General features: G+C 64.0%; 11 protein-coding genes. 8 read left to right on the top strand and 3 right to left on the bottom strand.

The genetic code is table 11. From position 1 onward, the window contains the following. The first annotated feature begins 84 nt into the window (after nt 1-84). Complete coding sequence (gene acnA, locus ABB26_RS14495) at nt 85-2847, top strand: aconitate hydratase AcnA (RefSeq protein WP_057635393.1); 2763 nt, start codon at nt 85-87, stop codon at nt 2845-2847. 115 nt (nt 2848-2962) lie between these two features. Here the strand turns inward: acnA and ABB26_RS14490 are convergent, their stop codons facing one another. Continuing rightward, nucleotides 2963-3517, bottom strand: a complete 555-nt coding sequence (locus ABB26_RS14490) for an NUDIX hydrolase (RefSeq protein ID WP_152982695.1) — start codon at nt 3515-3517, stop codon at nt 2963-2965. Nucleotides 3518-3707: 190 nt separating this feature from the next. Between ABB26_RS14490 and ABB26_RS14485 the strand changes: the two genes are divergently transcribed. From ABB26_RS14485 to ABB26_RS14460, 6 genes are all read left to right on the top strand, one after another. Further along, nucleotides 3708-5183: an amino acid permease gene (locus ABB26_RS14485; RefSeq protein WP_057635389.1), complete on the top strand. Its 1476-nt coding sequence runs from the start codon at nt 3708-3710 to the stop codon at nt 5181-5183. Between the two features lie 80 nt (nt 5184-5263). Further along, the gene (locus ABB26_RS14480) at nt 5264-6709 is read left to right on the top strand and encodes an amino acid permease (protein WP_057635387.1); all 1446 of its coding nucleotides are present in this window, start codon (nt 5264-5266) and stop codon (nt 6707-6709) included. Nucleotides 6710-6915: 206 nt separating this feature from the next. After that, nucleotides 6916-7563, top strand: a complete 648-nt coding sequence (locus ABB26_RS14475) for a methylthioribulose 1-phosphate dehydratase (RefSeq protein WP_057635385.1) — start codon at nt 6916-6918, stop codon at nt 7561-7563. A 74-nt stretch (nt 7564-7637) separates the two neighbouring features. Then, nucleotides 7638-8192, top strand: a complete 555-nt coding sequence (locus ABB26_RS14470; RefSeq protein ID WP_057635493.1) for a 1,2-dihydroxy-3-keto-5-methylthiopentene dioxygenase — start codon at nt 7638-7640, stop codon at nt 8190-8192. 121 nt (nt 8193-8313) lie between these two features. Further along, nucleotides 8314-9012 carry an acireductone synthase gene (mtnC, locus tag ABB26_RS14465; protein ID WP_057635384.1) on the top strand — a complete coding sequence of 233 codons (699 nt, stop codon included), beginning with the start codon at nt 8314-8316 and terminating at the stop codon, nt 9010-9012. A gap of 281 nt (nt 9013-9293) precedes the next feature. Further along, the gene (locus ABB26_RS14460; RefSeq protein WP_083490857.1) at nt 9294-9797 is read left to right on the top strand and encodes an MgtC/SapB family protein; all 504 of its coding nucleotides are present in this window, start codon (nt 9294-9296) and stop codon (nt 9795-9797) included. 37 nt (nt 9798-9834) lie between these two features. Here ABB26_RS14460 and ABB26_RS14455 read toward each other — a convergent pair whose 3' ends face one another. Next, nucleotides 9835-11001, bottom strand: coding sequence for a metallophosphoesterase (locus tag ABB26_RS14455; RefSeq protein WP_057635382.1), 1167 nt, complete (start codon nt 10999-11001; stop codon nt 9835-9837). A gap of 421 nt (nt 11002-11422) precedes the next feature. After that, a complete protein-coding gene (locus tag ABB26_RS14450; RefSeq protein ID WP_057635379.1) occupies nt 11423-13240 on the bottom strand; it encodes a DUF885 domain-containing protein in 1818 nt (605 codons plus the stop codon). Between the two features lie 222 nt (nt 13241-13462). Here ABB26_RS14450 and ABB26_RS14445 point away from each other — a divergent pair, with 222 nt between their 5' ends. Beyond that, entirely contained in the window at nt 13463-14731 is a 1269-nt protein-coding gene (locus ABB26_RS14445; protein WP_057635378.1) for an APC family permease, read from the top strand. The last annotated feature ends 68 nt before the right edge of the window (nt 14732-14799 follow it).

Here is a 14799-nt window from a genome sequence, read left to right as displayed (position 1 = left end):
TTCATGCAAGGGGCACTGGCCCCGGAAAGCCCGCGCGGCACCCCAGCCGCGGCAAGCCATCTGTATGTAAAGGAGCAAAGCCGTATGAGCGATTCGTTCTCCACCCGCAGCCAACTGGAGGTTGGCGGCCAGCAGTACACCTACTGCAGCCTTCCCAAGCTCGGCCAGAAATACGACATCTCCCACCTGCCCTACTCGATGAAGATCCTGCTGGAGAACCTGCTCCGGCATGAGGACGGTGGCCAGACCGTCGGCCCTGAGCACATCGAGGCCATCGCCCGGTGGAACCCCAAGGCCGAGCCCGACACCGAAATCGCCTTCATGCCGGCCCGCGTGGTGCTGCAGGATTTCACCGGCGTGCCGTGCGTGGTGGACCTTGCCGCGATGCGCGATGCGGTGACCAAACTCGGTGGCAAGGCCGAGCAGATCAACCCGCTGATCCCCTCCGAGCTGGTCATCGATCATTCGGTGCAGGTGGATGTGTTCGGCCGCGCCGACGCGCTGGACATCAACGGCAAGATCGAATTCGAGCGCAACCGCGAGCGTTACAGCTTCCTGCGCTGGGGCCAGAAAGCCTTCGAGAACTTCAAGGTGGTGCCGCCCAATACCGGCATCGTCCACCAGGTGAACCTGGAAAACCTCGCCCGCGTGGTGATGGAACGTGATGTCGATGGCACCCGCTGGGCGTTCCCGGACACCGTGTTCGGCACCGACTCGCACACCACCATGATCAACGGCATCGGCGTACTGGGCTGGGGCGTGGGCGGCATCGAGGCGGAAGCGGCGATGCTCGGCCAACCCTCGTCGATGCTGATTCCGCAGGTGGTCGGCTTCAAGCTCAGTGGCAAGATGCCCGAGGGCACCACCGCTACCGACCTGGTGCTGACCGTGACCCAGATGCTGCGCACGCTGGGCGTGGTGGGCAAGTTCGTCGAGTTCTACGGTGACGGCCTGCAGCACCTGCCATTGGCCGACCGCGCCACCATCGCCAACATGGCACCGGAGTACGGTGCCACCTGCGGCATCTTCCCGATCGACGCCGAATCGCTGACCTACCTGCGCCTGTCCGGGCGCAGCGAATCGCAGATCGCGCTGGTCGAGGCCTATGCCAAGGCGCAGGGCCTGTGGCACGAACCCGGCAGCTCGCAGGCGCAGTACAGCGCCACGCTGGAACTGGACATGGGCGACGTCAAACCGTCGCTTGCAGGCCCCAAGCGCCCGCAGGACCGTGTGCTGCTGGGCGACGTGCACAGCAACTTCGCCGAAGCGTTGAAGGGACTCACCGTCAATCGCGACGTCCGCAACGGCGACGTATCAGAGTTCATCAACGAAGGCGGCGGTGCGGCGGTAGGCAACGAGCAGCTCGCCAAGGGCCACGCGGACATCGTCATCGACAACCAGTCGATGCGCTTGAAGGACGGCTCGGTGGTGATCGCGGCGATCACCTCCTGTACCAACACCTCCAACCCGGCGGTGATGCTCGGTGCCGGTCTGCTCGCACGCAACGCCGCGCGCCTGGGGCTGAAGGCCAAGCCGTGGGTGAAGACTTCGCTCGGGCCGGGCTCGCGTGTGGTCACCGACTATCTGGAAAAGGCCGGCGTGATGACCGACCTGGAGAAGCTGGGCTTCTTCGTGGTCGGCTACGGCTGCACCACCTGCATCGGCAACTCCGGCCCACTGCCAGTCGAAGTCAGCGCCGGCATCGCAGCGGGTGACCTGGTCGTGGCATCGGTGTTGTCCGGCAACCGCAACTTTGAAGGCCGCGTCCACCCGGAAGTGAAGGCCAACTACCTGGCTTCTCCCCCGTTGGTGGTGGCCTACGCCATCGCTGGCACGGTCAACATCGACCTGACCCGCGACCCCATCGGCAAGAGCAGTGATGGCAAGGACGTATTCCTGCGCGATATCTGGCCGAGCAACAAGGAAATCGGCGACACCATCGCCGCCACCGTCGGTCCGGAGATGTTCAAGCAGAACTACGCCGATGTGTTCAAGGGCGACAGCCGCTGGGCGCAGATCGAATCACCGGAAGGCCAGGCTTACCTGTGGAACTCCGATTCGACCTACATCAAGAACCCGCCCTACTTCGACGGCATGACCATGCAGGTCGGCACCATCTCCGACGTGCACGGCGCGCGCGTGCTGGGTTTGTTCGGCGACTCCATCACCACCGACCACATCTCACCGGCCGGCAACATCAAGAAGGATTCGCCTGCCGGCCGTTTCCTGCAGGCGCGCGGCGTACAACCGGCCGACTTCAACAGCTACGGCAGCCGCCGCGGCAACGATGACGTGATGGTGCGCGGTACCTTTGCCAACATCCGCATCAAGAACCTGATGTTCGGCGGCGAAGAAGGCGGCAATACGCTGTATTACGCACCGGGCAGCCCAGTTGGCGAGAAGCTGGCCATCTACGATGCCGCGATGAAGTACAAGGCCGACGGCAGGCCGCTGGTGGTGATTGCCGGCAAGGAATACGGCACCGGCTCCTCGCGCGACTGGGCCGCCAAGGGCACCAACCTGCTGGGCGTCAAGGCGGTCATCGCCGAGAGCTTCGAACGCATCCACCGCTCCAACCTGGTCGGCATGGGCGTGCTGCCATTGCAGTTCCAGGATGGCCAGAACGCGCAAACGCTTGGGCTGGACGGCTCGGAAACCTTCGATGTCACCGGGCTGGACGACGGCAAGGCCAAGACCGCCACCGTCACCGCCACCCGGGCCGATGGCAGCAAACAGCAGTTCCAGGCCAAAGTGCTGCTGCTGACCCCGAAGGAAGTGGAGTACTTCCGCAACGGCGGCCTGCTGCAGTACGTGCTTCGCCAGCTGGCGGCGAAGAAGGCTGCTTGAGTTGCCGCGTCTAGTTTGAAGTGAAGCGAAGAACGCCCCAATCGGGGCGTTCTTTTTTACTCCCCCTCCTCTCCTTCGCCGCAGGCAAAGGGAGGGTTGGGAACGGGTAAAACTCCTAACCCTGGCCCCGCGCCAGCCATCGCATCGCCATTCGCTGCATGGATTCATCTTCCTGCCCGGCGATATCCGTCACCAGGCACCAGGCCAGATCCAGCGACTCCTCGCTGACCGCAAAGCGCTCGTCCGGCCCGGCAACCACCACGTAGCGCACGTCGTAATGCCAATGGCCCGGCACCTCGCGGCGCTCCGGAATCCAATGCCGGTCCAGATCGAATATGGCCCGCGAGGCCAAGGCCAGCCCCGGCAGGCCCGACTCCTCGTCAGCCTCGCGCAACGCCACCGCCGGCAGGTCATGGTCGCCATCGGCATGCCCGCCCGGCTGCAGCCAGCGCCCAAGCTTGCGGTGATGGGTCAGCAGCGCCCGCTGGCCATCGGCACTGACCAGCCAGGCACTCCCGGTGAAATGGCCCTCCAGCCGCTCGCGGGTGAACGGGTCCGGCCCCGCAGCCTCCAGCAACGCCAGAAATTCCTGCGCCACATCGCCATGCGCGGGAACAGCCCGTGCATACTCCAGCAGCGCCTGGCGCAGACTCTGATCCTGTTCAAGCATGACCGTCAGCACATCCCATTGATTCGAGGCAGCGGCCATTATCGCTGTCGATGCTGCACATGCGCTTGTCGAGTTTGACCACCTTTGGCAAGGTAGAGCTGTTGCCGACCGTTCAGTTTGTGACACCCTCCATCCTCCCCGTCGCCTCCATGCGCCCGGGTGCATTACACAAGATTCGGGAATTAGCGGAATGCTCAAAACACTGTTGAGGGTCAAACCAATCGAACCGACCGCGCATGTCGATGCCGGAGAGCCGATTGAAGGCAGCCTGCAAGGCGAAGCCACGCTCAAGCGCACCCTCACAGCCAAGCATCTGATCATGCTGGGCATTGGCGCGGTGATCGGCGCGGGCATCTTCGTCCTTACCGGACAGGCCGCGGCCAACCACGCCGGCCCGGCCGTGATGCTCTCTTTCGTGATCGCCGGCTTTGCCTGTGCCCTGGCGGGCCTGTGCTATGCCGAGTTCGCGGCGATGATGCCGGTCTCCGGCAGCGCCTATTCCTATTCCTACGCCACCCTGGGCGAAGGCATGGCGTGGTTCATCGGCTGGTGCCTGGTGCTGGAGTACCTGTTCGCCTCGGCATCGGTGGCGGTGGGCTGGTCGGCCTACCTGATCAGTTTCATCACCACCACGCTGCACGTCCCGTTCCCGGATGCACTCTCCGCCGCCCCGATCGCCTGGACCGGTGACGCCTTCGTCAACTCCGGCAAGCTGTTCAACCTGCCAGCCGTGTTGATCGTCGCCGCCATCACCGGCCTGCTGTATGTCGGTGTCACCCAGTCCACCTTCGTCAATGCGGTGATCGTGGCGATCAAGATCACCGTCATCTGCCTGTTCGTGGGTTTCGGCATTCATTACATCGACCCGGCCAACTGGCACCCCTTCATTCCCGAAAACACCGGCACCTTCGGCCAGTTCGGCTGGAGCGGTGTGTTCCGCGCGGCCACCATCGTCTTCTTCGCGTATATCGGCTTCGACGCGGTCTCCACCGCTGCCGGCGAAACCAAGGACCCGCAGAAGAACATGCCGATCGGCCTGCTCGGCTCGCTGGCCGTGTGTACGCTGGTGTACATCGTGGTCTGCGCGGTGCTGACCGGCATGCTGCCGTACAACCTGCTCGGCACCGACAAGCCGGTGGCCACCGCACTGGAGCCTTACGCCAACCTGGCCTGGCTGAAAACCGCGGTTGAGATCGGCGCCATCGCCGGCCTGTCCTCGGTGGTGCTGGTGATGATGATGGGGCAGTCGCGCATCGCCTACACCATCTCCCGCGATGGCCTGCTGCCCAAGGCCTTCGGCAAGGTACATCCGCGCTTCCGTACGCCCTACGTCAGCACCGTCGTGGTCGGCGTACTGGCTGCCGCGCTGGCCGGGCTGGTGCCGCTGAACGTCCTGGGTGAGCTGGTTTCGATGGGTACCCTGCTGGCGTTCGCCACGGTCTGCATCGGCGTGCTCGTGCTGCGTTACACCAAGCCCGACCTGCCGCGCCCGTTCAAGGTGCCGGTTGTGTGGCTGATCTGCCCGCTGGGTGCGGTGGCCTGTCTGGCGCTGTTCATGCAGGCGTTCGTGGTGCATTGGCACCTGTTCGTCGCCTGGACCGTGCTGGGCCTGTGCATCTACTTCGGCTATGGCATCCGCCACAGCAAGCTCAACAAGAGCGCCTGATTCCACTTCATTGCCGGCGCTTCCCGCGCCGGTTTTTTCTGCGTGTCCCCACCACGCACTGACGAGCGAATATTCGAACCATGTTCAAGCAACTGTGGGCCACCAAACATCCGCATGCCGCACATGAAGAAGCCAATGGCCTGAGCCTGCGCCGCACCCTCGGCCCGTGGGGCCTGACCGCGCTCGGTATCGGCGCGGTGATCGGCGGCGGCATCTTCGTCATCACCGGACAGGCCGCCGCCAACCATGCCGGCCCGGCCATCATGCTGTCCTTCGTGCTGGCGGCCATCTGCTGCGCCTTCTGCGCCATGGCCTACGCCGAATTCGCCTCGATGGTGCCGGTCGCCGGCAGCGCCTATACCTACACCTACGCCACCTTCGGCGAACTGTCGGCGTGGTTCATCGGCTGGATGCTGGTGCTGGAATACGGCGTCTCCGCCTCGGCCGTGGCGGTGAGCTGGACCGGTTACTTCCTCAGCTTCCTCAACCATTTCGATATCCACCTGCCGGCCGCTCTGGTCAGTGCCCCACTGGATGCCCAGCTCAAGCCCACCGGCGCCATCGCCAACATCCCGGCGGCGATCCTCGTGCTGCTGCTGACCTGGCTCTGCTATGTCGGCATCAGCAAGTCCTCGGCAATGAACATGGCCATGGTGATCCTCAAGACCGGCCTGATCCTGCTGGTCATCATCGCCGGCTGGAAGTACGTGGACCCGAGCAACTGGACCCCCTTCATCCCCGCCAACGAAGGCCCGGGCAAGTATGGCTTCGACGGCGTGCTGCGCGGCGCGGCGATGGTGTTCTTTGCCTACATCGGCTTTGAAGCGGTGTCCGTGGCGGCGCAAGAATCGCACCGTCCGCAGCGCGACCTGCCGATCGGCATGCTGCTGTCGCTGGTGATCTGCACCGTGCTGTACATCGCCATGGCGGCGGTGATGACCGGCCTGGTGCCTTACCAACTGCTGGGCACGGCCGAACCGGTGGTGACCGCCGTGGCCGCGCATCCGCAGCTGGATTGGCTGCGCGTCATCGTCGAAGTGGGCGCGCTGATCGGCCTGGCGTCGGTGGTGCTGGTGATGGTGATCGGCCAGCCACGCATTTTCATGATCATGGGCCGCGACGGCCTGCTGCCGCCGGTGTTCACCCGCATCCACCCGAAGTACCGCACCCCGCACATCAATACCGTGATCACCGGTATCGGTATCGCCCTGCTGGCGGCGCTGTTTCCGCTGGACATCCTGGGTGAGCTGACCTCGATGGGCACGTTGATCGCCTTTGCCGCGGTCTGCGCCGGCGTGCTGGTCCTGCGCCGCACCCAGCCGGACCTGCCGCGTCCGTTCCGCATCCCGATGGCGTGGCTGATCTGCAGCCTGGGCGTACTCAGCTGCATCGCGCTGCTCACCGCCATGACCCTGCACAACTGGATGCTGATGGGTGTATGGACGGCCACCGGCTTCATCATCTATTTCACCTACAGCATCCGCCACAGCAAGCTCAACGCAGCCAACAAGGCCAACAAGGGCTGAGCACCGCGTCGTGGATGGACAAGCAGAACCCGGGTGTCTGGCACCCGGGTTCTTTTTTTTGCGGCGGGACGCCGGCTGGCGGTAGAGCGGGATGGAACCGAGCCGAATCCCAGCACCACGGCGACCACTGGCCCCCACCAGGCCGGGATTTCATCCCCGCGTGCCGCCGGGCAGGAACCGGCATGCGTTCTTAGTAGAATGTGGACATGAACGCGCCTTCCGTCCCCTACGACAGCGAGCGGCTGAGCCAGCTGGCCCAGCTGCTGATCGACAACATCCGCGATCTGGCCCAATCGGGCTGGACACCTGCCACCAGCAGCAATTTCTCGCATCGGCTGGACGACCAGCATGCGGCCATCACCGTGTCCGGCAAGGACAAGGGCCGGCTGATCGAAAGCGACATCATGGTGGTCGACTTCGCCGGCAAGGCCGTCGGCCGCCCACTGCGCCCGTCCGCCGAAACCCTGCTGCACACCCAGCTGTACGCCCGCTTCCCGGACGTGGGCTGCGTGCTGCACACCCATTCACCGGTGCAGACCATCGCCTCACGCCTGTATGGCCAGCAGGGCCATATCCGTCTGGAAGGCTATGAACTGCTCAAGGCACTGCACGGCAATTCCACCCACGAAACCGCCGTCAACCTGAAGGTGTTCCCCAACACCCAGGACATGGATGTACTGGCCGCGCAGGTGGAAGCCGAGCTCGACAAGGGGCCGATGTGGGGCTACCTGATCGACGGCCATGGCCTGTACGCATGGGGTCGCGACATGGCAGAGGCGCGGCGCCACCTTGAAGCGTTCGAGTTTCTTCTCCATTGCGAGCTGGAACTGCTCAAACTGCGCGCCATATCCTGATTCCGAATCGGCGCGGGTCCTGTTCGGCCCGTGCCTGCTACGCTCCTTCCCCCTCACCCATGGAGTCCATCGCCATGAGCCGTCTGCGCATCTTCAATGACACCGCTCCGGACGCCCCGCTGCTCGACAGCCGCGACGGCGACGTCATCGCTGCCGAACTGAAAAAGATCGGCGTCACCTTCGAACGCTGGCAGGCCCAGCACCCGATCACCCCGGGCGCCAGCCAGGAAGAAGTCTTTTCCGCCTATCGCGAAGACATCGACCGCCTGGTGGCCGCGCATGGCTTCAAGAGCGTGGATGTGGCTTCCATTGCCCCGGACAACCCGAACCGCGCGGAGATCCGCAAGAAGTTCCTCGACGAGCATTACCACAAGGAAGACGAGGTACGTTTCTTCGTCGCCGGCTCGGGCCTGTTCACCCTGCACGTGGACGACAAGGTCTACGAAGTGGAATGCGTGAAGGACGACCTGATCTCGGTACCGGATGGCGTCACCCATTGGTTCGACATGGGCGAGGCGCCCAACTTTGCCGCGATCCGTTTCTTCACCGAGCCGGACGGCTGGGTCGGCCATTTCACCGGCACCGACATCGCGCTGCGCTTCCCGCGCTACGAACCCAGCGCCGCTTGACCCACAAGCCCCTCTCCCGCCTGCGGGAGAGGGGTTGGGGTGAGGGCAGCTCCAAGCCGTTGCACCCTACCCTCTGTATCTACCCGCGAGCACGTTGAAAGCATCGCGCAGGAATCCCCGCATGACCATCAAAGCCATCCTCACCGACATCGAGGGCACCACCTCCAGCATCTCCTTCGTCAAGGAAGTGCTGTTCCCGTATGCCCGCGCCGCCCTGCCCGCATTCGTCCGCGACCACGGCAACGATCCGCAGGTCCGCCAGTGGCTGGATGCGGTCGCCACCGAGATCGCCGCTGGCGCCTGCCAGGACGAAGTCATCGTCGAAACCCTGCAGGGCTGGATCGACCAGGACCGCAAGCACACCGCGCTCAAGGCGCTGCAGGGCATGATCTGGGATGCGGGTTATCGCAACGGTGACTACGCCGCGCACATGTATCCGGAAGTCGCCGGCGTACTGCGCGGCTGGCATGCCGCCGGGCTGCCGCTGTATGTGTACTCATCGGGCTCGGTGCCGGCGCAGAAGCTGTTCTTTGGCTTCAGCGAGGCTGGCGATCTCAATGGCCTGTTCTCCGGCAACTTCGACACCGAAGTGGGCGGGAAACGCGATGCCGCCAGCTACGCGCACATCGCGCAGGCCATCGACACCGCGCCGCAGGACATCCTGTTCCTGTCCGACATCGTCGAAGAACTGGATGCCGCCCGCGACGCCGGCCTGCAGACGGTGCTGCTGGATCGCATCAGCGACTACCCGCAGCCGCGTACCGGCGATGCCACGCATGGCCATGCCCGCGTGGAGAATTTCGAGCAGATCGCGTTCTGATCCGCACTTCAGACGCTACCCACAACGGTCCTGAAAAGGGCCGTTGTTGTTTCAGCAGCAGGATCACCTGCCGCGACGAAGGGCATCCGCATTGGCAGTTGTCCTCCCGCTCCCGCGGCCGATAGGCACTTCTGCCCCAGCCATCACCGCTGCCGCACCTGCACAGTGCTAGCGTTCCAACGCGGACCGTGATGCAGCGCCGGAAGGTTGCGGCGGAACTGCCGCTTGATCGAAGCAATCAACCCGTAACCCATCCTTGCCCGCTTCAGCGGAGACCCGCAATGAGCATCCCCTCCCAGATCGGTCATGCGCTGGCGGCCGAATTTTCGATACCCGATGTGGAGACGCTGACCGTCGTTGCATCCCGCCTTCTCACCGCCATCGTACTCGGCGGGCTGCTGGGGCTGGAGCGCGAAAGCAAAGGCCGCGCGGCCGGACTGAAGACCCACATCCTGGTGTCCGTGGGTTCGGCGTTGTTTGTATTGGCGCCCTTGCAGATGGGCATCAGTGGCGCCGATGTCACCCGCGTGATGCAGGGCATTGTCTCCGGCATCGGCTTTCTGGGTGCAGGCGCCATCCTCAAGCAGGACAAAAAGGAGCGGGTGCAGGGCCTGACCACCGCGGCGGGTATCTGGATGACCGCCGCCATCGGCATGGCGGCCGGCATGGGCATGCAGATGGTGGCATTGGCGACGACGGTTGCGGCACTGGCGGTCGTGGGCGCACTGCCGCGATTGATGCCCGACCGGAAGAACACAGCCACCGAGGAAACCATCGACAGCTGAGTTCAAACACCCGGCGTCAGCGCTTCATCGCAACGTCTCAACGACTGCCGGCGGCGCCACGCTTCAATACCAGCACGTCAATACTGGAAGGCACACCCAACCGCGCGGTGAAGCCATCCCACTGTCCGGCACCACTGCTGACGAAGAGCTTCATGTCCTTGACCCTGTATTCGCCACGCACGTAGCCATGGTTTGCCGGAGCCACCACCCAACGGTCGAAACCCAGCATGTGGCCACCATGCGTGTGACCGGAGATCTGCAGATTGAAGGCACCGGTCGCCGCCGCATCACGTGCCTGCTTGGGCTGGTGGGCCAGCAGGATATGCGCATCACTGCCCTTGGCCGCAGCGATGACTGCCGGCAGGTCCGGCGCCAACCCACCCCGCATGTACGAGCTGGGGCGCAGCGCAGCCAGATCGCCCACACCGGACACCGCCAGGGTGCGTCCGTTGATCGACAACCGCGCGGTCTGGTTTTCAAGTACGCCCAGGCCCATGCCACGGAAATGGGCCATCCACTGTTTGTAGCCGTGGTAGTACTCGTGATTGCCTGGTGCGACCCATACGCCATGCGGTGCGGCCAGCTTCGCAAGCGGTTCGACGAACGCGGCCGTATCGGTGACTTCGCCGTCCACCATGTCACCCGGCAGCACGATGATGTCCGGCTTGGCCGCCATCACCGCATCGACGATGCGCTGCGTGCGCCAGGTGCGCTTGACCGGACTGACATGCAGGTCGGCAAGTACTGCCACACGCACACCGTCCAGTTCCACAGGCAGCTGCGGCACGACCAGTTCACGTTCGCGCACCTGCGGCGGCTTCAGGCCGTTCCAGATCCCCAGCGTGGCCAGCACGACGATCAACACCGATGCCGATTGGTTCATGCGCTTGCCGTGCCACAGCGTCGCCCACAGCGACGTGCGAGGTGCGAAGCGTGACACCAGCCAACCCAGCGTACGCAGCACCAGGAATGCCAGCAGGATGATGAACATCGCCAGCACCCAGCCAAACACCAGCTGGATCCAGGCCTCGACCGCGTACTCGAATACATCCATCCGCCACAGCGTGGCGAAGCTCAGGCCGATCAGTGCGAGGGCAAGCGTGACGCCGATATGCCACCGACGCTGACGCTTGCTCAGGGAGGTAACAGGCCACCAGAGCCACAAGGCGAGCAGCGGCAGGATCAGCGATACGAGTAGGGTCATTGTCGGTAACAGCGATGGCTGGAGTGCAGGTGCTGACTGCCTTCAGGCCGCTGGGAGGGTCTCAGGGGATGTCGCGTACTTTGACATAGGCGTGTGGCCGGACAGATGCTGGCGGGTGAATCAATGCGTTCCTTTTTTTGGGGGATGGATTTGCCGCTTACTTCGGCAGCACTTGGAGATTTCGTAGTTCGCGGGCTGCGGCTCTGCCCTCACCCCAACCCCTCTCCCGCAGGCGGGAGAGGGGCTCGCCGCAATACAGGCGGACGCGGTTCGAGCAACTGCAGCTTTGAAGCCCCTCTCCCGCCGCGGGAGAGGGGTTGGGGTGAGGGCAAGCTCTTCGCTTTCACTCCATGAACCACAGACCCCAAAAACCAAAGAGGCACCGCTTTCGCGGTGCCTCTCCAAATCCACTTACCGCAGATTACTTGCCCTTGGCAGCAATCCAGCCGTCCACCTTCTCTTCCAGCACGTCCAGCGGCACCGAACCATCCTTCAGCACTTCGGCATGGAACTCGCGGATGTCGAACTTGTCACCCAGCTTTTCCTGCGCACGCTTGCGCAGCTCCTGGATCTTCAGTTCGCCGGTCTTGTAGGCCAACGCCTGGCCCGGCCAGGCGATGTAGCGCTCGGCTTCGGCAATGGCATCGGGCTCGCTCACGGACGAGTTGGCGAACATGTAGTCCAGCACCTGCTGGCGGGTCCAGTTCTTGGAATGCAGGCCGGTGTCCACCACCAGACGCACGGCACGCCACAGCTCGCCCTGCAGGCGGCCGAAGTAGCTGTACGGATCGGTGTAGACACCCAGGTCCTTGCCCAGGCTTTCGGCATACAGCCCCCAGCCTTCAATGAAAGCGGTCTCGCCGCCAAAGCGACGGAACGCCGGCACACCCTTCAGTTCCTGCTGCAATGCCAGCTGGAAGTGATGGCCCGGAATGGCCTCATGCAGGAACAGGTCTTCCGCATCCCAGGTCTTGCGGGTCGGCAGGTCGTAGGTGTTGACGTAGAAGATGCCCGGGCGGGTACCGTCTTCGCTCGGCTGCATGTACTCGCCACCGGCGGCCGACTTGGCCCGGAATGCCTCGATCGGGCGAATCTCGAACCCGGCCTTCGGGGTCAACGAGAACAGCTTCGGCACGCTGGCGTTGATCTTGGCTTCCAGCCCACGGTAATGCTCCAGCAGCTCCGGTTCGGACTTGAACTCGAACTGCTTGTCGGTCTGCATGAACTTGAAGAAGTCCTGCAACGAGCCCTTGAAGCCCACCTGTTCCATCACCGTGCGGATTTCGCCGTGGATGCGCTCCACTTCCTTCAGGCCGATTTCGTGGATCTGCTCCGGCGTCTGCGCGGTGGTGGTGCTTTCCTTGGCGTTGAAGGCGTACCACGCCTTGCCGTCGGGCAGCGAATCCAGACCCACCGTGTCACGGGTCGCCGGCAGATATTCGTTGGCGATGAAATCGCGCTGCTTCTTGATTGCAGGCAGCAGCTGCTCGGCAATCAAGCTGCGGTAAGCGGCGGTCAGACGGTCCTTGTCGGCCTGTGCGAAGTCTGCAGGCATCGACTTGATCGGACCCCAGAACTGGCTGTCCTCGGCCTTGGCGGCGAGGATCTCATCGAACTGCGGCACCACCTTTTCCATCAGCACACGCGGCTGCACCACACCGGCCTTCATGCCTTCGCGCATGTTGCTGATTTCAGTATCCAGCAGCACCGGAATACGGCCGGCACGTGCCAGCCAGTTGTCGTAGTCCTTCACCGTCTTGAACGGCTGTGCGACCTGGCCGGAGCCCAGCATCACCGCGTAGCTCACGGTCGAGCCCATCTGGTTGACCGGCATCATCCAGGTCGGGAACTTCTCACCTTCCAGTGACTGCTTCTGCTCTTCCACGAAGATGCGGTAGCTGAGCAGGTCCTGCCCGGTCAGTCCGGCATCGCCCAGCTTCTCCACCTTGCCCAGCCATTCGGTGGTGAAGTCATGGCTCTGCTTGCGGAAATCCGCCGAGCCGAAATCCGGCAGCTGATCGTTGTAGCGGTTGTCGCCCTGGAACGTGGCCTGCAGCGGATTCAGCTTGAGCACGCCTTCCCAATAGTCGGCATACATCTGGGTCAGTTGCGCGGCCTTGTCGGCCTGCGGGGCCTGGCTCGCGGCATCGGCACCTGCCGGCTGCGGGGACTGCGTACAAGCGCCCAGCACGGTGGCCAGGGACAGCGAAACGGCAAATGCCAGCGGGCGAAGCGTCATGGCGGCTTTCCATAGGGGAGAACAAGGCCGCCAGCGTTACCGCGCAACGGATTCACGGAAAGGGCCAAAGGTCATTACCCGCATCCGGGTTCGCCGTCAGGCCGGCAAACCGTCATAATTGCCCCATTCCGCAGTCATCCGTTCAGGAAAGCTGCAGCCCCCACTCCCGTCCCGCCCGACGCTCCCTGCGCCGTCGCATGACCCTTGCCGTTGCTGTACTCCATGACTAATTCACGCCGCCCACTGGGCTTCTGGTCCGCCACCGCCCTGGTGGTGGGCAGCATGATCGGCTCAGGCACCTTCCTGTTGCCGGCCACCCTTGCCCCCTACGGCGCCGCCACCCTCATCGGCTGGGGTATCACCCTGTGCGGCGCCCTGCTGCTGGCCATCACCTTCGCCCAGCTGGCCAAGCGCTGGCCGCAGACCGGTGGCCCTTATGTGTTCGCCCGCAATGCCTTTGGCGAACTTCCCGGCTTCATCGTGGCCTGGAGTTACTGGATATCGATGTGGTGCGCCATCGCCGCCATCGCCGTGGCCTTCGCCGGCAGCATCGGCGCCATCTTTCCCGCATTGACCGCCACGCCGGCAAGCGCGGCCGCCTGTGGACTGGTGGCGTTGTGGCTGTGTGCCGGTGTCAACCTCATTGGTGTACGCGAGGCCGGGCGACTGCAGTTGCTGACCACCGTGCTCAAGGTGGTACCACTGCTGCTGTTCGGGCTGGTGGCGCTGTGGTTCATCGATACCAGCCACTATGTGCCGTTCAACCCCAGCGGCGAGTCCCTGGGCAGCGTGGCCGCTGCCACCGTGGCGCTGACCCTGTGGGCCATGATCGGGCTGGAAGCGGCCACCGTGCCGGCTGAATCGGTGGACGACGCACCGCGCACCATCGCCCGCGCCACCGTCACCGGCACCGCGATCGCCGGCATCGCAACCGTACTGGCCTGCACCACCGTGCTGGGCCTGCTGCCGGCCGATGTGCTGGCCAACTCCGGCGCACCCATGGCCGACGCTGCCGCATCGCTTTGGGGTCCGACCGCAGGCAAATTGTTGGCGATGGTGATGGCCATTTCCTGCGTCGGCGCACTCAACGGTTGGACCCTGCTGTCGGCACAGCTGCCGATGGCCGCCGCACGCGATGGCGTATTGCCGCGCGCCTTTGCCCGCACCAACAAGCGCGGTGCACCTGCGTTCGGCGTCATCATCAGCTGCCTGCTGGCCACCGTACTGGTGATCTGCAACTACAACCGCTCGCTGGTGGATCTGTTCAAGTTCTCGGTGCTGCTTTCCACCGCCGCCACTCTGCTGCCGTATCTGGCCGGGGCGGCGGCATGGCTTTGGCGTGGCAGCGGCATGCCTTCGCGTGTTGCAGCAGCCGGCGCATTGGCTTTCAGCCTGTACGCCATCGGCGGCATTGGTACCGAAGCATTGCTCTGGGGTGTTGGCCTGATCATTGCCGGCCTGCCGATCTACTTCTGGTTGCGGCGCGCCTGAAAGGCTGACGTTCCCTCGCGACGCAGCGCATTGGATTCAGCCAACTGAATCCACGTATTCAGCGTATT

The sequence above is a fragment of the Stenotrophomonas humi genome (assembly GCF_001431415.1).
Lineage (GTDB): Bacteria > Pseudomonadota > Gammaproteobacteria > Xanthomonadales > Xanthomonadaceae > Stenotrophomonas > Stenotrophomonas humi.
The sequence above is the reverse complement of the archived record's forward strand: the minus strand, read 5'-3'. Positions and strand labels throughout refer to the sequence as shown.